At 63.0% G+C, this 20,404-nt stretch carries 25 protein-coding genes, 1 tRNA gene and 2 pseudogenes; 16 read left to right on the forward strand and 12 right to left on the reverse strand.

Annotated features, from left to right (window positions below; genetic code table 11):
* Positions 1-179: 179 nt before the first annotated feature.
* Positions 180-437 (reverse strand): hypothetical protein, encoded by a 258-nt coding sequence (locus NKJ40_RS26895; RefSeq protein ID WP_352468666.1) that lies wholly within the window; start codon positions 435-437, stop codon positions 180-182.
* Positions 434-568 (reverse strand): annotated as a pseudogene (locus NKJ40_RS26900) (aminomethyl transferase family protein); the annotation flags it as partial. The gene NKJ40_RS26895 and the pseudogene NKJ40_RS26900, both read right to left, overlap by 4 nt.
* A gap of 221 nt (positions 569-789) precedes the next feature.
* Between NKJ40_RS26900 and betI the strand changes: the two are divergent.
* The 4 genes and pseudogenes from betI to NKJ40_RS26920 all read left to right on the forward strand — a co-directional run.
* Positions 790-1,485, forward strand: a complete 696-nt coding sequence (betI, locus tag NKJ40_RS26905; protein WP_352468698.1) for a transcriptional regulator BetI — start codon at positions 790-792, stop codon at positions 1,483-1,485.
* Between the two features lie 26 nt (positions 1,486-1,511).
* Positions 1,512-1,736 carry a hypothetical protein gene (locus NKJ40_RS26910; protein WP_352468667.1) on the forward strand — a complete coding sequence of 75 codons (225 nt, stop codon included), beginning with the start codon at positions 1,512-1,514 and terminating at the stop codon, positions 1,734-1,736.
* Positions 1,736-3,037: a flavin monoamine oxidase family protein gene (locus tag NKJ40_RS26915; RefSeq protein WP_352468668.1), complete on the forward strand. Its 1,302-nt coding sequence runs from the start codon at positions 1,736-1,738 to the stop codon at positions 3,035-3,037. Before NKJ40_RS26910 ends, NKJ40_RS26915 begins: the two co-directional genes overlap by 1 nt.
* 27 nt (positions 3,038-3,064) lie before the next feature.
* Positions 3,065-3,226: pseudogene (locus NKJ40_RS26920) on the forward strand (aspartate aminotransferase family protein); the annotation flags it as partial.
* 114 nt (positions 3,227-3,340) lie between these two features.
* Here NKJ40_RS26920 and NKJ40_RS26925 read toward each other — a convergent pair.
* The 3 genes from NKJ40_RS26925 to NKJ40_RS26935 all read right to left on the reverse strand — a co-directional run bounded on the left by NKJ40_RS26925 (position 3,341) and on the right by NKJ40_RS26935 (position 5,387).
* Positions 3,341-3,841, reverse strand: coding sequence for a DUF6496 domain-containing protein (locus tag NKJ40_RS26925; RefSeq protein WP_352468669.1), 501 nt, complete (start codon positions 3,839-3,841; stop codon positions 3,341-3,343).
* Positions 3,842-3,963: 122 nt separating this feature from the next.
* Complete coding sequence (locus tag NKJ40_RS26930; RefSeq protein WP_352468670.1) at positions 3,964-4,641, reverse strand: dienelactone hydrolase family protein; 678 nt, start codon at positions 4,639-4,641, stop codon at positions 3,964-3,966.
* A gap of 11 nt (positions 4,642-4,652) precedes the next feature.
* Positions 4,653-5,387: a phosphoribosyltransferase gene (locus NKJ40_RS26935; protein WP_352468671.1), complete on the reverse strand. Its 735-nt coding sequence runs from the start codon at positions 5,385-5,387 to the stop codon at positions 4,653-4,655.
* A gap of 305 nt (positions 5,388-5,692) precedes the next feature.
* On the opposite strand from NKJ40_RS26935, the gene NKJ40_RS26940 reads away from it, so the two are divergent.
* Positions 5,693-6,103: a CBS domain-containing protein gene (locus NKJ40_RS26940; protein ID WP_352458287.1), complete on the forward strand. Its 411-nt coding sequence runs from the start codon at positions 5,693-5,695 to the stop codon at positions 6,101-6,103.
* Positions 6,104-6,190: 87 nt separating this feature from the next.
* Here NKJ40_RS26940 and NKJ40_RS26945 read toward each other — a convergent pair whose 3' ends face one another.
* Positions 6,191-6,670, reverse strand: a complete 480-nt coding sequence (locus NKJ40_RS26945; protein ID WP_352468672.1) for an Hsp20/alpha crystallin family protein — start codon at positions 6,668-6,670, stop codon at positions 6,191-6,193.
* 266 nt (positions 6,671-6,936) lie between these two features.
* On the opposite strand from NKJ40_RS26945, the gene NKJ40_RS26950 reads away from it, so the two are divergent.
* Together NKJ40_RS26950 and NKJ40_RS26955 are read left to right on the forward strand one after the other, a co-directional pair.
* Positions 6,937-7,374 carry a DUF2267 domain-containing protein gene (locus NKJ40_RS26950; protein ID WP_023677864.1) on the forward strand — a complete coding sequence of 146 codons (438 nt, stop codon included), beginning with the start codon at positions 6,937-6,939 and terminating at the stop codon, positions 7,372-7,374.
* A gap of 49 nt (positions 7,375-7,423) precedes the next feature.
* Entirely contained in the window at positions 7,424-7,894 is a 471-nt protein-coding gene (locus tag NKJ40_RS26955) for a YbhB/YbcL family Raf kinase inhibitor-like protein (protein WP_352468673.1), read from the forward strand.
* Positions 7,895-7,918: 24 nt separating this feature from the next.
* Here the strand turns inward: NKJ40_RS26955 and NKJ40_RS26960 are convergent, their stop codons facing one another.
* Positions 7,919-9,394 (reverse strand): FAD-dependent oxidoreductase, encoded by a 1,476-nt coding sequence (locus NKJ40_RS26960; protein ID WP_352468674.1) that lies wholly within the window; start codon positions 9,392-9,394, stop codon positions 7,919-7,921.
* A 1-nt stretch (position 9,395) separates the two neighbouring features.
* The gene (locus NKJ40_RS26965) at positions 9,396-10,385 is read right to left on the reverse strand and encodes a hypothetical protein (RefSeq protein ID WP_352468675.1); all 990 of its coding nucleotides are present in this window, start codon (positions 10,383-10,385) and stop codon (positions 9,396-9,398) included.
* A 413-nt stretch (positions 10,386-10,798) separates the two neighbouring features.
* On the opposite strand from NKJ40_RS26965, the gene NKJ40_RS26970 reads away from it, so the two are divergent.
* On the forward strand, positions 10,799-11,053 hold the full coding sequence (locus NKJ40_RS26970) for a hypothetical protein (protein ID WP_352468676.1): 255 nt from the start codon (positions 10,799-10,801) through the stop codon (positions 11,051-11,053).
* A 524-nt stretch (positions 11,054-11,577) separates the two neighbouring features.
* Here NKJ40_RS26970 and NKJ40_RS26975 read toward each other — a convergent pair.
* Positions 11,578-11,654, reverse strand: a tRNA-Arg gene (locus tag NKJ40_RS26975).
* A gap of 47 nt (positions 11,655-11,701) precedes the next feature.
* Positions 11,702-12,394, reverse strand: a complete 693-nt coding sequence (locus tag NKJ40_RS26980) for a winged helix-turn-helix transcriptional regulator (RefSeq protein WP_352468677.1) — start codon at positions 12,392-12,394, stop codon at positions 11,702-11,704.
* Positions 12,395-12,734: 340 nt separating this feature from the next.
* Here NKJ40_RS26980 and NKJ40_RS26985 point away from each other — a divergent pair, with 340 nt between their 5' ends.
* The 6 genes from NKJ40_RS26985 to NKJ40_RS27010 all read left to right on the forward strand — a co-directional run bounded on the left by NKJ40_RS26985 (position 12,735) and on the right by NKJ40_RS27010 (position 16,155).
* Positions 12,735-13,061, forward strand: a complete 327-nt coding sequence (locus tag NKJ40_RS26985) for a DUF1330 domain-containing protein (protein ID WP_023677873.1) — start codon at positions 12,735-12,737, stop codon at positions 13,059-13,061.
* 127 nt (positions 13,062-13,188) lie between these two features.
* A complete protein-coding gene (locus NKJ40_RS26990) occupies positions 13,189-13,713 on the forward strand; it encodes a hypothetical protein (protein ID WP_502903764.1) in 525 nt (174 codons plus the stop codon).
* A gap of 193 nt (positions 13,714-13,906) precedes the next feature.
* A complete protein-coding gene (locus NKJ40_RS26995) occupies positions 13,907-14,479 on the forward strand; it encodes a TetR/AcrR family transcriptional regulator (protein ID WP_352468679.1) in 573 nt (190 codons plus the stop codon).
* A complete protein-coding gene (locus NKJ40_RS27000; protein WP_352468680.1) occupies positions 14,476-15,591 on the forward strand; it encodes an alpha/beta fold hydrolase in 1,116 nt (371 codons plus the stop codon). The genes NKJ40_RS26995 and NKJ40_RS27000 overlap by 4 nt, the downstream gene beginning before the upstream one ends.
* Positions 15,592-15,679: 88 nt before the next feature.
* A complete protein-coding gene (locus NKJ40_RS27005; protein ID WP_352468681.1) occupies positions 15,680-15,970 on the forward strand; it encodes a hypothetical protein in 291 nt (96 codons plus the stop codon).
* Positions 15,971-16,008: 38 nt separating this feature from the next.
* On the forward strand, positions 16,009-16,155 hold the full coding sequence (locus NKJ40_RS27010) for a glycine zipper domain-containing protein (protein WP_352468682.1): 147 nt from the start codon (positions 16,009-16,011) through the stop codon (positions 16,153-16,155).
* A 67-nt stretch (positions 16,156-16,222) separates the two neighbouring features.
* Here the strand turns inward: NKJ40_RS27010 and NKJ40_RS27015 are convergent, their stop codons facing one another.
* Positions 16,223-17,386, reverse strand: coding sequence for a M20 aminoacylase family protein (locus tag NKJ40_RS27015; RefSeq protein WP_352468683.1), 1,164 nt, complete (start codon positions 17,384-17,386; stop codon positions 16,223-16,225).
* A 270-nt stretch (positions 17,387-17,656) separates the two neighbouring features.
* On the opposite strand from NKJ40_RS27015, the gene NKJ40_RS27020 reads away from it, so the two are divergent.
* Positions 17,657-18,832, forward strand: coding sequence for a D-alanyl-D-alanine carboxypeptidase family protein (locus tag NKJ40_RS27020; protein WP_352468699.1), 1,176 nt, complete (start codon positions 17,657-17,659; stop codon positions 18,830-18,832).
* Positions 18,833-18,836: 4 nt separating this feature from the next.
* The gene (locus NKJ40_RS27025) at positions 18,837-19,964 is read left to right on the forward strand and encodes a CobW family GTP-binding protein (protein WP_352468684.1); all 1,128 of its coding nucleotides are present in this window, start codon (positions 18,837-18,839) and stop codon (positions 19,962-19,964) included.
* 166 nt (positions 19,965-20,130) lie between these two features.
* Here NKJ40_RS27025 and NKJ40_RS27030 read toward each other — a convergent pair whose 3' ends face one another.
* Entirely contained in the window at positions 20,131-20,400 is a 270-nt protein-coding gene (locus NKJ40_RS27030) for a sulfurtransferase TusA family protein (protein ID WP_352468685.1), read from the reverse strand.
* Between the last annotated feature and the right edge of the window lie 4 nt (positions 20,401-20,404).

Below are 20,404 nucleotides of genomic sequence, written 5' to 3' on the forward strand. Positions count from 1 at the left end.
GTTTATCCACGGACGGTCTCCCTTGATTGAGATCTGCAACGACCTCATTCTGGCACATCACGATGCCGTCGGGGGCCGTCCACCCCAACACGTACTTAAGTACGCTCCGCTCCGGTTCTCGGAAACCATCGTTTTCGACTCGGCCTGACCTGAATCTCAACAGGCCTAGGCGGGAATTACTAGGCGCCCATGCGCTTCAGCCAGTCCTGGCCGACGCCGCGGTCGCGGATGATCGGCAGCGGATCGGTGGAATCCAGCCGCGCACAGATGCGGTAGACTTCCAGCGTTTCGGCGTCCATCTCGCCGCGCTTGTAGAAGAACATGGCCGCGGCATAGCGGGTTCGGCCCGACCATTTTTCGCCGAGCGGCGTGTTGACCAGCTGCCACTGCTCGGCGGCTTCGGCATCGATTTCGCGACTGTAAGTGTCGTCAGTCATCTCTTAAAATCCGCGGGCGGATTGGCGGTGCGGCGGTCGAGCCTGACGAACGGCCGCGGCACCAGTTTGGCACGCTTCAACAGCTGGTGATACCGCAGCTCGCGCCTGGCATAGATCTCGACCCAAAGGTCCGCTGCAGGCGGGGGCGCCGATCTGGTCCACGCATCGCCGGGATCGCCACCTTTTGCCAACGGTGCCTTCGACATCGTTTTCTCCAAGGATGCCTATCTCGACGAGAACATTCGAACCCGGGCAGCCCTGCAGAAGGTGCTTGACAGTGGCGAGCACCGTCCCACTGATCTTCGCGGCCGAAGCCGGTCGGCTAGCCGGCGATGCTGGAGACCATCACCCGATGAAGACAACAGAGGCGCGCGAAGCCCTCCTCGAACCGGCGCGAAAAAGCGATTCCGAAAAGCGCGGCCGCAAGGCGTCGAAAGAGACAAGGCAGCTTCAACTGATCGAAGCGACAATCGATTCATTGGCCAAGCGCGGCTATTCGGAAACGACTATGGCCGACGTCGCCGACGGCGCCGGCTTGTCGCGCGGCATCGTCAACTTCCATTTCGAGAGCAAGGAGAAGCTGCTCGTTGCCACTTTGCAATACATGTATGACGAGTATTCGGCGCATTGGCGCAGCGCCTTGCAAAAGGCTGGCGATGATCCCGCCCGCCAGTTGCAGGCATTGGTCGCGGCCGATTTCGACCGCTCGATCTGCAACAAGCGCAAGCTGGCTGCCTGGTGTGCCTTCTGGGGCGAGGCCAAATCGCGGCCGAAATATCAGGCGCTGAGCAGCGCACGCGATGCCGTCTATCAGAACATCTTCATCGATCTTTGCGCGGCGCTCAAGCAGAGCGGCTTCTATGCCTATGAACCACAAGTCATGGCGCTGGCGCTCACCGCCATGCTGGATGGTCTGTGGCTGCGTTTGATGATGGGCACCGAAGACACCACACGCGAGACGGCACTGCAGGCCGCGAACGAGTTCCTGTCCGCGGCATTCCCCAGGCACTATCCGAAATCTGCAGCCAGCGGTGCCAAGCCGGCGTGAACAATCAAAAAGAGGATGGAACAGCAATGAAGACAATAACCCGACGCCCGACACTGACAGTGGCATTGGCTGCAGCACCGGCGGCTTCGGCGACGGGGCTGGCGGCTTCGGCCGCGGCGCTGGCGGCGGACAGGGACCTCGTCGTGTTTAACTGGTCCTGTTACGAGGATCCCGGCTTCCATCCGCAGCCGGTGGCGCCGGAGTTCAAGCAGCGGATGGTCGCGGAATTCGAGAAGATCAAGGCCGGCTAATGAAGTTCAAGATCGAACGAGCCGATGTGGCCATCGTCGGCGCCGGCTTCACCGGCCTGTCGGCCGCGCGTGAATTGAACCAGGCCGGCATCGATGTCGTGGTGCTCGAAGCCCGCGACCGTGTCGGCGGACGCGTCGAAGCCGTGCAGAACGGGCTCGGCGAGCGGATTGACAGCGGCGGCCAGTTTCTGTGCGAAGACATGCCGGAATTGATGGCGCTGGTGCGAGCGCGCGGCAAGACATTGGTCGAGACCCATGTCGCAGGCGAATTCGTCACGCAGCCGCGAATGAGCGAGGCGCAAGCCGGGCGCACTTACGGCACCGCGATGCGAATACGCGAGCGGATGAATGCGATCGCACCGAACGACCCGGCCATTGCCGGCTTGACGGTCGCGGCATGGCTCGATCGCCAGGCCGATCCCGACGATGCCAAGGCCGCCTTTCGGTCGATGATCGAGGGCCTGTGGTGCCTGGCAATGGAAAGGCTGCCGCTGTGGTACCTGATCGACAATGATCGCCGCGTCACCAACGAGGTGTCGGAGCTGCAGTATTTCGTGCGCGAAACCATGCATTCGCTGGCGGATGATCTTGCGCGGGATCTCGGCGATCGACTGCGGCTGAATACAGCTGTCGAGGCCATTGAGGACGGGCCGGGAGGGGTTCGCGTCGTTTCGCCTGCCGGCGCGATCGAGGCACGAGCGGTACTGGTCGCCGTACCGCCGATGATGGCCTCGAGAGTGGATTTCGTGCCGCCGCTGCCGGCTGTGCTGAAGAGAGCCCTCGGCGTCTGGCAAAGCGGCGCGGTGATCAAAATGCTGGTGCGCTATCCCAAGGCTTTCTGGCGCGACAGGGGCTTGAGCGGCATGGTGATGTGGCGCGATCCGCACGGGCTTTTTGCCTGCGATGCAAGCAGGGACGAGGATCATGCAGCACTTGTCGTCTTCATCGGCGGGCCGCTGGCGCAGCGCTGGCGGGATCTGGACGACGCAGCGTTACGCGCAAAGGTGACATCAAAGCTGGAAGAGGCGCTCGGTATCGAGGCGGCCGGCATTATCGATCTCAGCTATCGCGACTGGACCGGGGATCGCTGGAGCGGCGGCGGTTACAGCGATCTGATCGTCGATGCGACGGCAACTGATGCCGAGCGCATTATCCGTGCTGGCGCGTCGCCGATCCATTTCGCCTCGTCGGAGCTGTCGCCATCATTTCCGGGCTACGTCGAGGGCGCCATCGTCGCCGGCCGCATTGCTGCGCTAAAAATTATTCAGTCGGCCATCGCCATCAGAGCCTCAGGGTCATAAGCGAGGCGGATCGAGCTGCCGACCGGGATCGACGCGCATTGCCACGAGCTCAGCCTGCTGGTCGGGCCGCTGATCAACATGTGCGTAATGTCGCCGCCGCTGATCATCACGCGCGAGCAGATCGACGACATGGTGTCGATCTTGCGCGAAGGCATTTCGCGCACGATGGACGATCTGCGCCGGGAAGGGGGTCTGGGAGGAATAGGCGTTTATCGCCGGCGGCCTTGTCGACGTCTTGCCTTTGCTGGCGGCGGCCCGTGGCGTCCATATCGGGTTTGCTGGAGGCGAACTGCCGTCTTTGAACTATGCGTGCTGTGCGCGCGTTCTGGCGGCCTTCTGCGCCGCCGCCTTCCTTCCGCTGGCGCCTTTCGTCTCGGCGGCTTTCTTTGCGGCTGCGGAGCGCTCCTCGGCCGTCCGGCGCGAGGCCGCACGCTTGGCCTGCTGCGCCAGCGCCTCGTGCGACGCCGTGCTCTTCGGCTCGTGCTCGAGCACCTTGGAGACGGCTTTCGAGACCCGCGGGCGGCGTTTCGGCTTGCGTTCGCCCTGGCCGGCCTCATAGGCGTATTCGGCACTTTTGCGCGTGCTCTCCTTCACCGTGCCCTTTTTGGGCGGGGGCAGGTCTACGCCTGCGCGTCTCGCCTCGGAAAGCCCGATGGCGATGGCCTGCTGGGTCGAGCGCGCGCCGTGCTCGCCGCGGCGGATTTTATCGATCTCCTCGTGCACGAACTCGCCGGCCTGTGTGCTCGGCGATTTGCCCTCGCGCTTGTCCTTTCGGGCCTTCTCGATGGTTTTCTTGTCCGGCATTGTCTTTCTCCCACATACGGGTTGCGACAGCCATTCGGGTTGCAGCTGCGCGCGGTCTTATGAGGATCATAACGCGTTGAGGACGCAAATGATCCCGGGACTGGTGATGCAAGCCCCGGCTGTCAGGGCGTCGACGCCGATCTGTCCGAAATCAGATGGCGCAAGAACCATTGGGTAGCGAGATCCGCGACTTCGTCCAGGGCGCCGGGCTCCTCGAACAGATGTGTCGCGCCAGGGACGATGGCGAGCTCCTTCTCGCTGCGGAGCGCCGCCAGCGCCGAGCGGTTGAGCGCGATCACCTGCGTGTCCGCGCCTCCAACGACGAGCAAGGTCGGCGCCCGGACGCGCGGCAGGGCGAGCGCTGCAAGATCGGGCCGGCCACCACGCGAAACCACGGCCGCGGCCTGGTCGGGCCGCTCGGCCGCCGCCACCAGGGCGGCACCGGCGCCCGTGCTCGCGCCGAAATAGCCAAGACGCAACCCCGACGTGTCCGGCGAGGCGCCGAGCCAATCCGTGACGCCGACCCGCCGGTCGGCGAGCAGTCCGATATTGAAGCGCAACTCGGCCGTGACCTGGTCGATCCGCTCCTCTTCGGCCGTCAACAGGTCGACGAGGAAGGTGGCGAGGTTCGCCTCGTTCAGCCTTCCGGCCACGTAGCGGTTGCGCGGGCTGTGGCGGCTGCTTCCGCTGCCGTGGGCGAACAGCACAAGGCCACGAGCATCCGGGGGCAACGAAAGATTGCCCTCAAGCGTGACAGGCCCCGCGGGAACATGCACGACGTGCTCGCTATCCCGGTCCATGTCCACCTCCGCTATGTCGATCTGGTGCCAGGCACCGGACCCGCGCTCGCGCGCCCGGCCAATTCTTCTTCGGAAGCGGCAGGCTTGTCGGAAGCGGCAGGCTTGGGCACGCAGCTGGCGAGGAGCGCGCGGACCTCTTCATCGCTCGTTTGTGAGAAATCCACGTACCAGCGCCCGACACCCAGCAACGGCTCTGGTGTCGTCGCGCAAACGACCTCGTCGGCGTCCGCCCGCATCGCGTCGCAAGTGTCGGGGCTACCGACGGGAACGGCCGCGACAATATGGGCGGCGTGGTTTTTTCGCAGCGCCTTGATCCCGGCCCGCATGGTCGATCCGGTCGCAAGCCCGTCATCCACGAGGATAATGGTCCGTCCATTCAACTGCGGTGGGGGTCGCCCGTCCCTATAGAGGTGCTCGCGGCGCAGAAGCTCTTTTTCCTCCTTTGCGGCGACCGCGTCGATGACATGTGGCGGGATCGCGAGACCGCTGACGATTTCGTCGTTCAGGACACGTACGCCTGAGGGCGCGATCGCCCCCATGGCCAGTTCCTCGTGACCGGGGACGCCGAGCTTGCGCACGACGAAGACGTCGAGCGGTGCCTTGAGTGCCTGCGCGACCTCGTAGCCGACCGGCACGCCGCCTCGGGGCAGCGCCAATACGATCACGTCGTCGCGGCCGGTAAAGCGAACGAGCTCCCCGGCGAGTCGCCGCCCGGCCTCGCGGCGATCTGAAAAGATGATAGCCATGACCTTCAATCCGCGTGCATCTGTTTTCCCGGTGGATGTTTTGTCACCAGCCTGCGGCCACATGCCGTGGAATGGCTGCGGCACCGGTACCATTTTGGAACTCGCTCGCTGCCTGGACGTTCCAAGAATAGTTTCGATCGCGAGGTGCCGGCACCGGCACGCGTTAGCGCGGATCGGGAAGATCGAAGATAGCGATCCGTACATGCCTCGTCCGGCGATTTCGCGATGCGCGGCAACAGGCGCGTCTGGCGGCTTGTTGCCTCAGCAATCAGGGAAAGGAATATCCCATGCAAGTTCAGGAGATCATGAGCCGTCGGACCGAACTGGTCGGCCCGAACACTACAATCAGGGATGCCGCCCGGAAAATGCGGGCCGACAATCTCGGCGCCCTTCCGGTCGGCGAGAATGACAGGCTGGTCGGCATGGTGACAGACCGCGACATCGTGATGCGCGGCGTCGCCGAGGAGCGCTCAGCCGGCAACACGACCGTTCGCGAGGTCATGTCCGAGCATGTCTATTGGTGCTTCGACGACGCCGATATCACCGATGCGGCGAAGATCATGGCCAAGCATCAGGTGCGTCGTCTTCCGGTGATCAACCACGACAAGCGCCTCGTCGGCGTCATTGCCCTGGCCGACCTCGGGCGGACCGATAAGGAAGCCGCCAAAATCGCTCTCGAAGGCGTTTCCGAGGCAACGGACGATCCCCGGCGCTAGACGCTCGCCTGAGCGGTTGCCGCCGTGCTCGCCGTTCTCCCTCCCTCGGGGGTGAACCCAGCCTGCTCAGGGCCTTCAGTTTGGCTACTATCGCGCTTTCACTTCTATGCGGCGTGTCTTGTCCTTTGCAGCGGGATTCTTCGGAAGCTCGACAGTCAAAACGCCGTTCCTGAAAGTAGCCTGCACCTTGTCGGCATCGATCTCCGCTTCCAGGGGGATCGTCCGCTGAAATCGGCCATAACTGCGTTCGCTGTAGGTTTGGCCGCGGTCGCTTTCCTTGTGCTCCGAACGCTTCTCGCCCGTAATGGAGAGGGTGTTGTCGCGCAGCTTGAGCTCAACATCCTTCTGCTCGAGCCCCGGCAATTCGGCGGTGACCTTATAGGCTTGGTCTGTTTCATATACGTCGACGCTCGGCCAAAGATCGCCGGCCGTAGTCGCTTCGGCCATTGGCGCAAAGAAGTCGTCGAACAGGCGGTCGATCTGCCGGTGGAATGACGTGAGCGGGTCGCGCGCGGATGGGTATAGGCTGCGCGATGGCGTCCTGGGCGTCAAATCGTGATGTGCCATGGTTCTTCTCCTGTTTTTTGTGTCTGCATCACTGGTCGCCATGTGATCGGCGACGGCAAACAAAACTCGTCCACCCATGAGGATGTTCCGAGCGCCGGCCAAGAAAGGCGGTCGAAAAAACAGCGGCAAAAAGCCGGCCCGAATCCCCTCATGACGGAACCTCCGACAATGAATGCGCACCAGGACATGCGCATCGGGGAACAACGAGCAGGTACGGCTGTTTGGTCATACCAGCCTAGTCGGATTTGAATGGAAGGAGGATTTCGATGAACGCCACCGGACTCGACGTATTCGACAAGACACTGCAGACCACGAACATCTGGCTCGACGAGATCATGGACGAGATTGGACCGGATCGGCAGGTCGCCTGGCACGTTCTCGGCGCGGTGCTGCACGCCCTGCGGGACCGTATGCAGCCGGACCTTGCAGCCCACCTCGGCTCGCAGCTGCCGATTCTGGTGCGCGGCGCCTTCTATGACCAATATCAGCCCTCCAAAGCTCCCGAGAAGATGCGGTCGCTCGACGAGTTTCTGGCCAAGATCAAGGCGGAGCTGGAATTCACCCGTCCGGTCGATTCCAAGGATGCATTCAGGGTCGTGTCCAAGGTGCTCGCCCATCATGTCGGAGAAGGACAGATGCACAAGGTCTGGGAATCCCTGCCAGGAGAGATCAGACGCGTCGCCGAAGCTCAGCAAGCGGCGTGAACAGCGCCGACGCGGGTTTCTCGATCGCAACCTCCTTGGGGAAATAGCAATGCCACTCACCCTTATCAGCCCGGCGTTCCCGGCAGACGGAAGAATTCCCGAAAAATATGCGCGTGACGGCCAGAACGTCTCGCCGCCGCTGAAGTGGTCCGGTGTTCCGGATGGTACCAAGAGCCTTGTTCTTGTCGTGCAGGATCCCGATGCGCCAAGCGGGGTTTTCGGGCACTGGGCGGTCTTCAATATCCCGCCGGATGCCGGCGGACTCGCCGAGGCCGAAGATGGCAAGCCCGGCCCGTCGGCACTCAGGCAAGGCACCAACGATTTCGGCAATGCCTATTACGATGGTCCGCAGCCGCCTGCAGGGCACGGCGTGCACCATTACCACTTTCTGCTGGCCGCGCTCGATGTGCCGAGCCTCAGCGTACCGGGACAGGCGGGCGTGCATCAGGTCTGGAAGCAAGCCCAGAAACACGCATTGGAGGAGACGGAGTTGGTCGGAACCTACGAACGGCCGGCGTGACGCGGGCGGCGTCGAGCGCCGCCTTCACAATGTAATCTGGGCAAGCGGTTTTCGGGCAGGGCCGTGGATGACCGAACCGTCGGCGGCGAAGATCGAGCCGTGGCAGGGACAATCCCAGGTGTGGTCCGCATTGTTCCAGGTTACGGTGCAGCCCTTGTGGGTGCACGTCGCCGAAACCGCCTGGAGTGCGCCTTCGGTGTCTCGCCACGCCGCAATCTTTTCGTCTCCCCTGACGATCACGCCACCCATGCCGGGCGCAATGTCGTGGGTGCTCGAGACGATCGATTGACTGCGGCCGTTGTTGTGGAAGTCCTCGGGATAGGGCCGCGCCGGATCGTAGAGTTTTTGCCATGGGCTCGGGCGGGCGCAGATCAGGTCGGCGATCATTGCGCCCACGGCCGTCCCGTTGGTGATGCCCCAGGCGTTGAAGCCCGTGGCAATGTGGAAGCCGGCGGCCTTGGCGGGATCGGGTTCGCCGGCATATGGGATCCTGTCGGCCGTATCATAATCCTCATTGCACCAGCGCCAGGCGACGTCGCCGACCGGAAGGTTCTTTCTCGCCCATTTTTCCAGTTCGACGAACCGCCTCGCCACGTCGCCATCCCAGCCGGTGTTGAATTTGGGGCCGAGCGCGACCAGCAGTGGACCGTCGGCATCACGGCCTGTGCGAATGGAATGCGTCGGGTCGTCGATGCCGATGAACATGCCGTCGACAGGGAGGGGATCATCGATCCGAAAGGCCATCACGGTGTGGCAGCGCGGTTGCGTCCGCTTCGCCATGCCGACGGGGCTCTTCACCGTCATGTTGGTGGCAACGACGACATGCTCGGCATCAACGGCGCCGCCATCGGTGACGACGCGCCAGCGGCTTGCCTCGTCGATCGAGGTGGCGCGGCTGTTTTCGAAGACCCGACCGCCACGAGCCGTCACCGCTTCCGCCAGGCCAACCAGATACATCGCCGGATTGAACTGCGCCTGGTCGGGGAACCGCAATGCCGCGGCCGTTTCGAAAGGCAGCGGCGCGCGGTCGAGGAGATCGGCCTCGAGCCCGACCTGGCGCGCGGCCTCCGCCTCGGCCGCGACCTCCGCGCTCCGGCGATCATCGCAGGTGTAGGTATAGGCTTCTTTGCTCTCGAGATCGCAGGGAATGGCGTAGTTGTTAACCCAATCGCGGATTTGTCGGGCGCCGGCGGAATTCGCATCGGCATAGGCCTGGGCCAACTCCCGGCCGACTGTGTCGATGAGATGACGATAGATCAGCGCGTGCTGCGTGGTGATCTTGGCCGTCGAGCGGCCGGTCACCTGGCCGCCCGTGTGCAGGCCTTCGAGGACGATCACCGATCGGCCCGCCTCGCAAAGGCGAAGCGCCGTCGTCAGCCCGACAATTCCAGCACCCACGACAACGGCGTCCGCACGGATCGAACCTTCGAGCTGGGGATAGTTCGTGGAGGTGGCTGCCGCCACCCAACAGCTTCCCGGTTTTCCCAAGAGAATGGCCATTTCAACCGCGCCCCTTGCGTCTCGATGTACTTCCATCGACAACCGCGCCGGCACGGGAACGTTCCCGAGGTTCGTCGCTTTCAATCGATCTCTCGCCACCCCGGGTCAGGAAAGCACCGGGAAGATGCGAAGTGCAGGCTATAACCCAGGTGATCGCCTCGCGGTCGTATTCGTCGCCGGAGCGCCAGTCCTCGAAGAAACCGTTCAGCCTATCGACACGCCCCGGCCAGATACCGGCGGCCTGCAGGCCGAGCGAAACGCCGTAATTGGTGAAGGCGAACTTGGTATCGTGCAACCATGGCGCGCGGCTGAAATAGCCGGGCGGGTCGACCCACATCGTTTCCAGGGTTCGCAGCGAACGCCTTGTCTGCGCCTCGGCCCACGGCTCGTCGGGAAAGAAATGGGCGAGCCACAGCATCATGCCGAGGCCGAGGTCCTGCTCGATGTCGAGGGTGCGCCAATCGCGCTCCATCAGGTCACGCATCTGCGCGATCTCGGGCGCCAGTTCCTCTTCGTCGAGCATCCGGTAAGAGACGTAGCCGTCATAGGCATCCATGCTGCCGAGGCCGTAGCCGGGATATGGGCTGCTCAGATCCTCCTGCATCTTCCAGATCACGCCGCGGCCGGGGACCACAAAGGCCGGGTGAATGTCGCGCGCCAGCGCAATGCCGCGCTTGCGGTATTCCGGCTTCAGATCGCCGAGACGCGCCAAGGCAAACAGCCACATCGCCAGATAGTGGAAATACTGGCCGTCGCGATCGGCCGCTTCGCCGATCCTCAGTCCGCGCCGGCGGCCGAGCACACGCTCGACATCGGCCACCAGCCGCTCGGCTTCGCCCAGCCAGCGCTCTTCGCCAGTTTCCGCATAAAGCGAGACGTAGAGCACGACCCCGAATGCATCGGTCCACAGATACCGCAAGCCGTTGGGCCAGATGCCTTCGGACTGCATCCAGTCGAGTTTTCGCAGGACATAGTCGACGTCACGCAGCATCGTGCCAGAGCCCGAACCGGCAGAGCCGGCCGGTGTTCGGTGTCGCGCGATTGTGAGCATGCGGCATATCTGCCTCCGCTCCGGTTGATCTGGCCATATACCGCGAAACGATCTGATCGGCAGCAGGTTCCTTGGCCGCGTCCGACGGCGCGACCGGTGCCGGGACCACGTGGCCCGAACTCGCCGAGCGGAGCAGTACAGAAAGCGACAACCGCGCGAACAAGACAAAGTGCACTGTCACCGTATTCAACACAATCCATTGGTAAGGTCTTGGTTGCCGGCCCTCAGCCCTAAGTCTTCGACGCAAAGACTTAAGTCTTATGCAATCTCCGACCTTGGCCCTGTGGCGGAACTAAGTACTTGACAGTCCCGTTGGCCGACCAGTGATAATTCAGAGATAAGGAGAGATAGTCATGGCTGACGGCCCAACGGTTGTTAATTCAGGCGGCGGCGGCACTGCTGTCGCAGTCGTTCTCGCGATTGTCGCAATAGTAATCTTGCTGTTGTTCACAGGCGTTATCAACATCCAGGGTGGGGGCGGCGGAAAGAACATCGATGTAAAAGTTGAAGCGCCCAAGGTCGAAGCGCCAGCCGCGCCCGCCCCGGCGAAGCCGGCCACACCTGCCCCAGCCGCGCCCGCTCCGACAGCCCCTGCTAACGGCGGCTGATTGTCATATGGGACATCGGGGCGCGGCGGGATGCTCTCCGCGTTCGATGAATGCGTAGGGCGGGCCGTCCGCATTAGTGGACGGCAGCGTGTACTCCGGCCTCGACGTCTCGCCCGGCGATCTTCAGGCGCTCTGTTCAGCACGGTCGAGAGGGCGCTTGTCTGCACGAGCTGCGAGCGCGGCGGCTCGGTTAGACTTGATAGGCTGCAGAGCTTCCGATCGCCGCCTGTCGAAGGGCTGTAAGCCGCCATGACCTCAATCTCGACGGGCGTCCCATACTCTGGGGGGACGTCTCGTACAGGGTCACCGACCTTGATCCATCTGTCGGTGACGATACAACTGAGGCTCATCTTGCCCCGCCTATTCAATTCGCGCTGCGCGTGGGTTTTAATGTTGGCCATGTCGCATCCATGTCGCACGGACCTGCCGATAGTCGCACGAAACCCTTGGAAATCAACGGTAGCAGTTCGCAACACGGCGCGACAGGATCACCCGCAAAGTCGTAACCAAGTCGTTGTATCTGTTGGTGATCCCGACAGGAATCGAACCTGTGACCTACAGATTAGGAATCTGCCGCTCTATCCTACTGAGCTACGGGACCATCGCGCCCGACACATAACCGCTTCTGGACGTTTCGCCAAGAGGCAGCTAGGCCGCTCGCTTGGGCTCGACCGCAAACGGGCTCAGGCCGAGCCAGGTCTGCATTTTGCGCGCGATATCCTGGTCGCCCGTCAGAACGACTTTCGCCCCGGCCTTCTCGACGGTGATCAGCCCCATCCAGATTTCGGTCATGGTGTGCAGGTCGGTCGAGACGTAGAGATCGACATCGAAGCCCGGATCGTACCAGCAGAGGTCGACCTCGCCGTGCTTCTCGACGATCAGCCACCATGACCGTTTGGAGGCGGGGAGCTCCTGGTATAGAAATTGTATCACCGTGCGCCCGTCGGGCAGCGGCGACGCGTTGAGATTGCGCCGCATGTCCCACATCAGCAGCGACGGATCGAGGTTCTTCAGCGACAGCCGCGACTCGACCCATTTCTGCCCCCAAAAGCCCATCGCCTCGACGACGGCACGCAGATCCCTGCCTGCCTCGGTCATCCGGTATTCGAAGATGCCTTTCTCGCCGCGCACCTCCTTGCGCTCGACGATCCCGGCCAGCTCGAGCTCCTTGAGGCGTTGCGACAGAAGGGTCGGCGACATTTTGGGGACACCGCGGCGCAGATCGTTGAAACGGGTCGAGCCCGCCACCAGTTCGCGAAGCAGAACCATGGTCCAGCGGGTGCACAGCACCTCGGCGGCCATCGACAGCGGGCAGAACTGTTTGTATCCGGACTGGGTCACGATGTTGCCTTCCCTCAAACTCAGCCCGGACCATAGGCCTTTCCCAGCGGTGCGGCGAGTACAGAAACTGTACCGGCCCAGTGTGGTGGATTTGAAGTTCCTGCTTTCTGGGTGGCATCGCCGTTAGGAACTTCAAATCCAAAACCACACTGGAAATCCAAGGACTTGCTGGTGTGGCTTTTGAATCCGAAATTCGCTCGCTGCGTTGCTCCAAAAAGTGAATGCGAACTTCGGATTCGCCACACCAGTACAGATCGCGGACTGGCTGGCGCCGGCCTTGCCATGCGACCCCTCTGCCGCTGCACGGGATACCCCTGTGCACGACCAGGAGACATGACCCATGACCGCTTACGTTATCGCAGACATCAAGGTGAGGGACCCGAAGTGGATGCCGGCCTATGCCGCGTCGGTCCACGACCTCGTTCACAAGCACGGCGGCAGATATCTGTCGCGCAGCGGCAATGTGAAGACGCTCGAAGGCAAGCCGCTCGACACGACGCTGATTGCCTTGATGGCGTTCCCGACCGAGGCAGCGGCGCGCGCCTTCACCGACGATCCTGCCTACGCACCCTTCGTTTCGGCCCGTCAGGGCGGCAGCGACAGCCGTTTCCAGCTGATCGACAACTCCGATCTGGCCGGAACGATCCCGTATCTGCCGAAGGGATGATCTTCCCCTGCATTCGTCGCATCGGGATAGGGATCTCCCAGCAACAACAGCCACAGCGCCCACCTGCCGGACCTCCTTACTTCCGGCGGCCGGCCGGGCTGTGCTTTTCAAGAAGAATGGAATGACTATGACAATCAACTTTCGCAACAAGTTCCTCGCTGCCGCGGCGCTGCTGTCGGCCTGCACTGCATTGGCGCAGGCGCATCAGGCAGCGCCGGCATCCGGTCCCAATCCGCTGGCCGACAAGGTGCGAGCCGCCAACAGCCGCTTCGAGAATGCGGCGGCGGCGACCGCCGAGGGCTATGCGCCCATTCCTTGCGCCAGCGGCATCACCGGCGGCGCCATGGGCATCCACTACGTCAATCCGGGCTACCTCAAGGACGACGCTGTCGATGTCGCCAAGCCCGAAGCGGTGATGTACGAGCCGATGGCCGACGGCACGCTAAAACTGATCGCGGTCGAATACATCACCTCGAAAGGCCCGGCCTCGCTCGATGGGCATCTGTTCAACTTCAACAGCGCGCCCAATCGCTATGGCCTCGGCCCGTTCTACGAGCTGCATGTCTGGGCCTGGAAAGGCAACCCGACCGGCGCGTTCGCGGACATGAACCCGAACGTGTCGTGCGAACCGACGACTGCTGCCAGCCAGTAAGCTGCCGAGCCAGGCGGCGCCAACGCCGCCTGGTTTCTAATCTCACAGAGGGGCCAAGCTCCGGGAGATCGCGATGCAACCCGGCATCGCTGGCGGGCCTGTGTGCCCCATCGAGGTGTCTTTGCAAAAAGTCACTTGACTGGCGATGTAAAATGATCATTCTAGAATGATCATTTTACATCGGACTACCTGCATGACCAGACCGCGACTGTTCGACGAAGCCACCGTGCTGGGCGACGCGATGAATGCGTTTCGGCGAGCCGGTTTCGCTGGAATTTCGATCAAGGATCTGAGCGATGCCACCGGCCTGACATCTGGCTCGATCTACAATGCCTTTGGCGATAAGGAAGGTCTCTATCGGGCGGCTTTCGGCCACTATATCGATGCCGTCATCCGCCGCCGGATCGAGACCTACATCGGCGAAGCAGGCGATCTGGACGGTTTGGAACAGTTGTTCCTGTCGTTGTTGCTGCCCGCCCCGGAATCCGGCGACGACGGCTGTTTGTTGACGAATGCCGCAGTCGAGTTCGGCGCGCAACCGTCGGTCGCCTCGGAAGGTCTCACGGAAGGCTTCGCCGTGCTGCAAGCCGCCATCCGGCAGGTCATCGAACGTCAGATCGGCGGAGGGCAGGTCGATCTCCACGTCGTCAGGCTTCTGCTTCTCTACCAAGGCATTCTCGTGCTGATCCGCGCCGGCCGAGATGTCTCGGCCTGCCCGGCCGTCATTCAATCAGAATTCGAGCAGCTAAGGAAACTTCTGCCATGATTACCCTTTCCCGTAGGGCGGTGCTTCTCGGGACCGCCGGCAGTCTTCTTGCGCCTTGCCTGCCGGTCTTTGGCGCGTCGCCGGCCATGCCGCCGGTCCGATACGTTCGCTCCAACGGCATCGATATGGCTGTTTATGAAGCCGGCAAGGGACCGGCGGTTGTTTTGCTGCACGGCTTTCCCGAGCTCGCCTTTTCCTGGCGTCACCAGATCGCGCCCCTCGCGGCCGCCGGCTACCACGTCATTGTTCCCGACCAGCGCGGATATGGCCTGACCGACCGGCCGTCCAAGGTCGGGGATTATGACATGGTCCACCTGACCGGCGATCTCGTCGGTCTACTCGATGCTCTCGGCATCGAAAAGGCCGTGTTCGCGGGCCATGACTGGGGCGGCCTAGTCGCATGGCAGATGCCGCTTTTGCATCAGAGCCGGGTCACTGGCGTCATCGGTGTCAACACGCCATTCATTCCCCATGAAATGCTGTGGCTGCGTCCGAGCCTCACCAAGGGGCTGACGGCGCCAGACAAGCCGTTCGTGGCCAACCCGGCAAAAGACCCGATCGCGCAGATGCGCGAAGTCTACAATCCCGACATGTATGTGCTGATGTTCGAGAATGGTGATCTCGCGGACCGTTTGATGGCGCATGACGTGGCGCGGGTGTTCAGGAGCAATATGCGCAAGGGCGTCATCACCGCCGCGCAATACGCCAAGCTGCCGCCGCAGGCCCGACACATGACGTTCATAAAGGCGCTCGAGCAGCCGGAGCCGAAGACCCTGCCCGGCAAGCTGATCTTAACGCCAGACGAGCTTGCTTTCTATGCCGAGAGCTTCGGGCGCACCGGTTTCACGCCCGGCATCAACTGGTATCGCAATTTGTCGCGCAACTGGAGAGCCGGCTTGAACGTCGACCAGACGATAAAAGTGCCGTCGCTTATGATCGGCGCTGAGGACGATGTCGTGTTATCTCCAGCGATGATGGATGAAATGGACGCCTACATAGCCGATCTCGAAAAGCATGTGATCGCCGGCTGTGGACATTGGTCACAGCAGGAGAAGCCGGACGAAGTCACCGCGCTGATGGTCGATTGGTTGAAGCGGCGGGTTCCTGCGTAGCCGACATGGCGAGCGGCGCAAAGATGGTATCAGGATAGCGGAACCGTCGGGATGCCGGCGCGCTTTAGTGTCCCGAAGGAGACACCGCATGAGCGCCACCAAAGAGTTCTTTGAAACCTGGCTGCAGGAGAATGTCGGCAATCTGCCGGCCGAGAGCGAGGTGAGCGTCGCCGTCCTGGCGCAGCAATTCGAACAGGATGCCGACGCTGCCGGCTATGGCCACGAGGTTCGCGAAGACGAGCTCGGCAACATCCAGGAGGCGATCGAGGCAGCCCTGAAGAAGGCGAGGACAGGCGAAGAGCCGCAGCCCGCCGACGACAATGAGCTGGCGCCGGTCATGGAGGCGCTGGAGGTCGAGGATCCGAAGAGCGGACCGTAGCGGTTGCGGCTCTTCCCTTCCACGCTACATGACCGGGCATGATGGATGCCAAACACCTCACACTCGGCGTCGTGATCGGAGTGGCTATCGGCGTCGTGTTGGACAACATTGTTGCAGGCATTGGTGTAGGTATTGCTCTGGGCATTGCCTTCGGCCTTGCCCGGAAGTCGTCCGGCCGGAAGTGACCCGCAGAACATATCCTGCCGGGCCGCCCAGAGGTGCGGCGGTCGCGGCACCGCCGGTGCCGAATGGCTACGCCGCCAGCGCCGTCTCCGCCAGCTTCACCCAATAGCTCATGCCGTGCGGGATGACCTCGTCGTTGAAGTCGTAGGCCGGGTTGTGCAGGCCGGCGGTATCGCCATTGCCGATGAAGATGAAGGCGCCCGGCCGCGCTTCCAGCATGTAGGAGAAATCCTCGCCGCCCATCACCGGCTGGATGGCGCGGTGCACATGGCTGTCGCCGGCGACGTCGGCCGCGATGTCGCTGGCAAAGACCGTCTCTTCCGGATGGTTGAAGGTGACGGGGTAATTGGCATTGTAGTCGACCTCGATCGTCGCGCCGAAGGCAGCGCCCAGGCCTTGGCAAAGCGAGCGGATGCGCTCTTCAGCCTTCTTGGCGACCTCCTTCTTCAGCGTGCGTACCGTGCCGGCGATCTCGGCGGTCTCTGGAATGACGTTATAGGCGTCGCCGGCGTGGAATTTCGTCACCGAGACGACCACCGCCTCGACCGGATCGGTGCTGCGCGAGGCGATCGTCTGCAATGCGCCGACAAGCTGGCTGGTGATGACGATCGGATCGATGGTGCCGTGCGGCATCGCCGCGTGGCCGCCCCGGCCCTTGACGGTGATGGTGAATTCGGCGGTCGCCGCCATGATCGGGCCCGGCCTGATGGCGAACTGGCCGACCGGCAGGCCCGGCATGTTGTGCATGCCGAACACCTTGGATATGTCAAAGCGCTCCATCATGCCGTCCTTGACCATCTCGTTGCCGCCGCCGCCGCCTTCTTCGGCCGGCTGGAAGATGACCGCGACGGAACCGGCGAAATTGCGCGTTTCGGCGAGGTATTTGGCGGCACCCAACAGCATCGCGGTGTGGCCGTCATGGCCACAGGCGTGCATCTTGCCGGGGACGGTCGAGGCATAGGATTTGCCGGTGATCTCGTTGAGCGGCAGGGCGTCCATGTCGGCGCGCAGGCCGATGGTCGAGCCTTCGCCGTGGCGGCCGCGGATGATGCCGACGACGCCGGTCTTGCCCAAACCCGTCACGATGTCGTCGCAGCCGAAAGCCTTCAGCTTCTCGGTGACGAAGGCGGCGGTCTTGAAGACGTCGAAATTCAGCTCCGGCGTCTGGTGCAAATGGCGGCGCCAGCCGGCCACCTCGTCCTGCATTTCGGCGGCTCGGTTCAGGATCGGCATGATGGTTCCATTTCGCTGTTGGAGCAGGCGGTCCTGGCCTGCTGCTTTGCAATTGTGCCTGCTGCCTTGCAACCATGCACGCAGCTTTGCATTGTGCTGCTGCTTCCACATTGTGATCGGCAGCACTTTGCCATGTTGACGTCACATAGAGTAAATAGCACCGCGACTGTGGTCCGGGAACAGAGGGCCGGACCATTATTCTGGCGATCGTGTAACGAAATCTTACGGAGCCAGGTGCGACTGCGGCAAGAGGCTATTTCGGTTTTTATGATGCGCTACAGGCATTTCCTCAAACTGTTGGTGGCGGGCGCGGTGGTGCTTCCGGCGCTGGCCGGGCCTGCCTTGGCCAATCCGACCATCCTGTTCGACCTGAACAGCGGCAAGATCCTGCAGCACCAGGACGCATTCAGGCGCTGGTACCCGGCATCGCTGACCAAGCTGATGACCGCCTATGTGGCGTTTCGTGCGATTGCCGCGGGCGAGGTCCAGCTCGATTCGCCGATCAAGGTGACGAAACATTCGGCCGGCGAGCCGCCGAGCAAGATGGGGTTCAAGCCGGGCTCGGTGATGCGGCTGGACAACGCGCTGAAGATGATGCTGGTCAAATCGGCCAATGACATCGCCATGGCGGTCGGCGAGAATATCGGCGGTTCGCAAGCGGCTTTCGCCGAACGCATGAATGCCGAGGCGCAGAGGCTCGGCATGAGCGGGTCGCATTTCGTCAATCCGAACGGGCTCTATTCGCCGGACCAGTATACGACAGCGCGCGATCTCGCTTTGCTGGTGATGGCGATCCGCAAGGAATTTCCGCAATATGCCCCCTGGTTCTCGATCGAAGGCCTTGCCGTCGGCAAGAAGGCGATCTCCAACTACAACCTCCTGATCGGCCGCTATCCGGGTGCCGACGGCATGAAGACCGGTTTCGTCTGCTCGTCCGGTTTCAACATGATCGGCTCGGCTACCCGCAACGGCCGCACCCTGGTCGCCGTGGTGCTCGGTGAACGGTCGGCAGTCACCCGCGCCGAGGCGGCGGCAAAACTGCTCGACCAGGGCTTTGCAACGCTGGCGCCGAGCTGGCTGACGGTCGCGGCGCTGCCTGCCTATGGCGACACCATGTCGGCCAACGACATGAATGAGGAAATCTGCAAGAAAAAGCCGGCCGAGGAGCAGTCGGAAGCCGCCCCCGCCGTCGGCGACAAGGGCAAGGACGTGCCGAAATCGCCCTATCAGGAAAAGCTCGACCATGTACCGACGCTGATCGCCGTCGGCCTCGGCGGCGCCACGGGGCCGACGCCGAAGGCGATGCTCGACGCCTCCGGGCAGGAATATGCCGACGTGCCGCTGCCGACATGGCGGCCGGACCAGGCGCCGCCGGCCGGCGCCGAGCCTGTTGTGGCCGGATCCACCGCCGCGCAGGTCCAGCAGCCGGCCAAGGCGCTGAACTAGCCGCATGGCCGGCTTCCCGATCCCCGTTTCGGTGCTCACCGGCTTTCTCGGCGCCGGCAAGACGACGCTGCTCAACCGGCTGCTCCGGGATCCGGCACTCGCCGACACCGCCGTCATCATCAACGAGTTCGGCGAGGTGGCGATCGATCATCTTCTGGTCGAGCAGGCCTCCGACGGCATCATCCAGCTCTCCGACGGCTGCCTCTGCTGCACGGTGCGCGGCGAGTTGGTCGACACGCTGGCCGACCTCGTCGACCGGCTGCAGACTGGCCGCATCGACCGGCTTGCCCGCGTCGTCGTCGAGACCACCGGGCTCGCCGACCCCGCCCCCGTGCTGCAGTCGATCATGGCGCATCCGGCCCTGGTCCAGGCCTTCCGGCTCGACGGCGTCATCGCCCTGGTCGACGCCGTCAACGGCAATGTGACGCTCGATGCCCATGTCGAGGCGGTGAAGCAGGTGGCCGTCGCCGATCGCATCGTGCTCAGCAAGGCCGACCTGGTCACGGATGCAGGCGACGCCAAGGCGTTGCGGGCGCGGCTCAGGCAACTCAACCCGAGCGCCGTGGTGCTCGACGCCAGCCATGCAAGCACCGCGACCCTGTTCGATTGCGGGCTCTACAATCCGGCCACCAAATCGGTCGATGTGCAGCGTTGGCTCGGCGAAGAAGCCAGCCACGACTATGACCACAGCGGGCATGATCACGACGGGCATGACGGTGGCGATCACCATCACCATGCTCATAGTCATGGCCATAGGCACGATTCCCGCATCCGCTCGTATTCGCTGGTCCATGACGGGCCGGTGCCGTTTTCGGCAATCGAGATGTTCCTCGATCTGCTGCGCTCGGCGCATGGCGAGCGCCTGTTGCGGATGAAGGGCGTCATCGAGCTTGCAGAAGACCCGTCGCGGCCGCTGGTTATCCATGGCGTGCAGAAGATCCTGCATCCGCCGGTGCAACTGCCGGCCTGGCCGGACAGCCAGCGCGGCACCAGGCTGGTGCTGATCACGCTCGACATGCCGGAAGACTATGTCCGCCGGCTGTTCGCCGCCTTCACCAACCGGCCGTCGATCGACACGCCTGATCGCGCAGCACTGGAAAGCAATCCGCTGGCTATTGCCGGGCGTGGGTGAAGCTGCCGATCTCCCCCCTCGAGGGGGAGATGGCCGGCAGGCCAGAGGGGGTCGGCGCGACCGGACGCGGCCTCCTGCGGCAGATCAAGGTTGGCGCTTTACGCGAGGCGACCCCCCTCTGTCGCCTTCGGCGACATCTCCCCCTCGAGGGGGGAGATTATCCCGCTCAGCCGCGCTCGACCAGGAAGCGGTGGCCGCCAGATATCGCCGCCGTTTCGATCAGCCGATGGCCGCTCTCGGCGCAGAAGGCGGGAATGTCGATGACGGCGAGGGGGTCGGTGGTTTCGAGCCAGAGGCGGCTGCCCGGCTGCATTGCGGCCAGGCGCTTTTTTGCCTTGAGCACGGGCAACGGGCAGTTCAAGCCTTTGAGGTCGTAGACGGCGGCGGGGCTGGTTGAGGGCCTGTCTTCTTGGCCCCCATCTTCTTGTTCAAGCATGAAA

It is taken from the genome of Mesorhizobium sp. M0119, assembly GCF_040322615.1.
In the GTDB taxonomy this organism is placed as follows: Bacteria; Pseudomonadota; Alphaproteobacteria; order Rhizobiales; family Rhizobiaceae; genus Mesorhizobium.

What these genes read in the sequence shown, in the direction of transcription:
- NKJ40_RS27030 (WP_352468685.1), bottom strand. Translation starts at nt 20,400, where the DNA reads ATGCTTGAACAAGAAGATGGGGGCCAAGAAGACAGGCCCTCAACCAGC.
- NKJ40_RS26910 (WP_352468667.1), top strand. Translation starts at nt 1,512, where the DNA reads ATGAAGACAATAACCCGACGCCCGACACTGACAGTGGCATTGGCTGCA.
- NKJ40_RS26935 (WP_352468671.1), bottom strand. Translation starts at nt 5,387, where the DNA reads ATGGCTATCATCTTTTCAGATCGCCGCGAGGCCGGGCGGCGACTCGCC.
- NKJ40_RS26995 (WP_352468679.1), top strand. Translation starts at nt 13,907, where the DNA reads ATGACCAGACCGCGACTGTTCGACGAAGCCACCGTGCTGGGCGACGCG.
- NKJ40_RS26950 (WP_023677864.1), top strand. Translation starts at nt 6,937, where the DNA reads ATGAACGCCACCGGACTCGACGTATTCGACAAGACACTGCAGACCACG.
- betI (WP_352468698.1), top strand. Translation starts at nt 790, where the DNA reads ATGAAGACAACAGAGGCGCGCGAAGCCCTCCTCGAACCGGCGCGAAAA.
- NKJ40_RS26895 (WP_352468666.1), bottom strand. Translation starts at nt 437, where the DNA reads ATGACTGACGACACTTACAGTCGCGAAATCGATGCCGAAGCCGCCGAG.
- NKJ40_RS27020 (WP_352468699.1), top strand. Translation starts at nt 17,657, where the DNA reads ATGCGCTACAGGCATTTCCTCAAACTGTTGGTGGCGGGCGCGGTGGTG.
- NKJ40_RS27025 (WP_352468684.1), top strand. Translation starts at nt 18,837, where the DNA reads ATGGCCGGCTTCCCGATCCCCGTTTCGGTGCTCACCGGCTTTCTCGGC.
- NKJ40_RS26945 (WP_352468672.1), bottom strand. Translation starts at nt 6,670, where the DNA reads ATGGCACATCACGATTTGACGCCCAGGACGCCATCGCGCAGCCTATAC.
- NKJ40_RS26965 (WP_352468675.1), bottom strand. Translation starts at nt 10,385, where the DNA reads ATGCTGCGTGACGTCGACTATGTCCTGCGAAAACTCGACTGGATGCAG.
- NKJ40_RS27010 (WP_352468682.1), top strand. Translation starts at nt 16,009, where the DNA reads ATGATGGATGCCAAACACCTCACACTCGGCGTCGTGATCGGAGTGGCT.
- NKJ40_RS26925 (WP_352468669.1), bottom strand. Translation starts at nt 3,841, where the DNA reads ATGCCGGACAAGAAAACCATCGAGAAGGCCCGAAAGGACAAGCGCGAG.
- NKJ40_RS26960 (WP_352468674.1), bottom strand. Translation starts at nt 9,394, where the DNA reads ATGGCCATTCTCTTGGGAAAACCGGGAAGCTGTTGGGTGGCGGCAGCC.
- NKJ40_RS26930 (WP_352468670.1), bottom strand. Translation starts at nt 4,641, where the DNA reads ATGGACCGGGATAGCGAGCACGTCGTGCATGTTCCCGCGGGGCCTGTC.
- NKJ40_RS27005 (WP_352468681.1), top strand. Translation starts at nt 15,680, where the DNA reads ATGAGCGCCACCAAAGAGTTCTTTGAAACCTGGCTGCAGGAGAATGTC.
- NKJ40_RS26940 (WP_352458287.1), top strand. Translation starts at nt 5,693, where the DNA reads ATGAGCCGTCGGACCGAACTGGTCGGCCCGAACACTACAATCAGGGAT.
- NKJ40_RS26955 (WP_352468673.1), top strand. Translation starts at nt 7,424, where the DNA reads ATGCCACTCACCCTTATCAGCCCGGCGTTCCCGGCAGACGGAAGAATT.
- NKJ40_RS26985 (WP_023677873.1), top strand. Translation starts at nt 12,735, where the DNA reads ATGACCGCTTACGTTATCGCAGACATCAAGGTGAGGGACCCGAAGTGG.
- NKJ40_RS26970 (WP_352468676.1), top strand. Translation starts at nt 10,799, where the DNA reads ATGGCTGACGGCCCAACGGTTGTTAATTCAGGCGGCGGCGGCACTGCT.
- NKJ40_RS26990 (WP_502903764.1), top strand. Translation starts at nt 13,189, where the DNA reads ATGACAATCAACTTTCGCAACAAGTTCCTCGCTGCCGCGGCGCTGCTG.
- NKJ40_RS26915 (WP_352468668.1), top strand. Translation starts at nt 1,736, where the DNA reads ATGAAGTTCAAGATCGAACGAGCCGATGTGGCCATCGTCGGCGCCGGC.
- NKJ40_RS27015 (WP_352468683.1), bottom strand. Translation starts at nt 17,386, where the DNA reads ATGCCGATCCTGAACCGAGCCGCCGAAATGCAGGACGAGGTGGCCGGC.
- NKJ40_RS27000 (WP_352468680.1), top strand. Translation starts at nt 14,476, where the DNA reads ATGATTACCCTTTCCCGTAGGGCGGTGCTTCTCGGGACCGCCGGCAGT.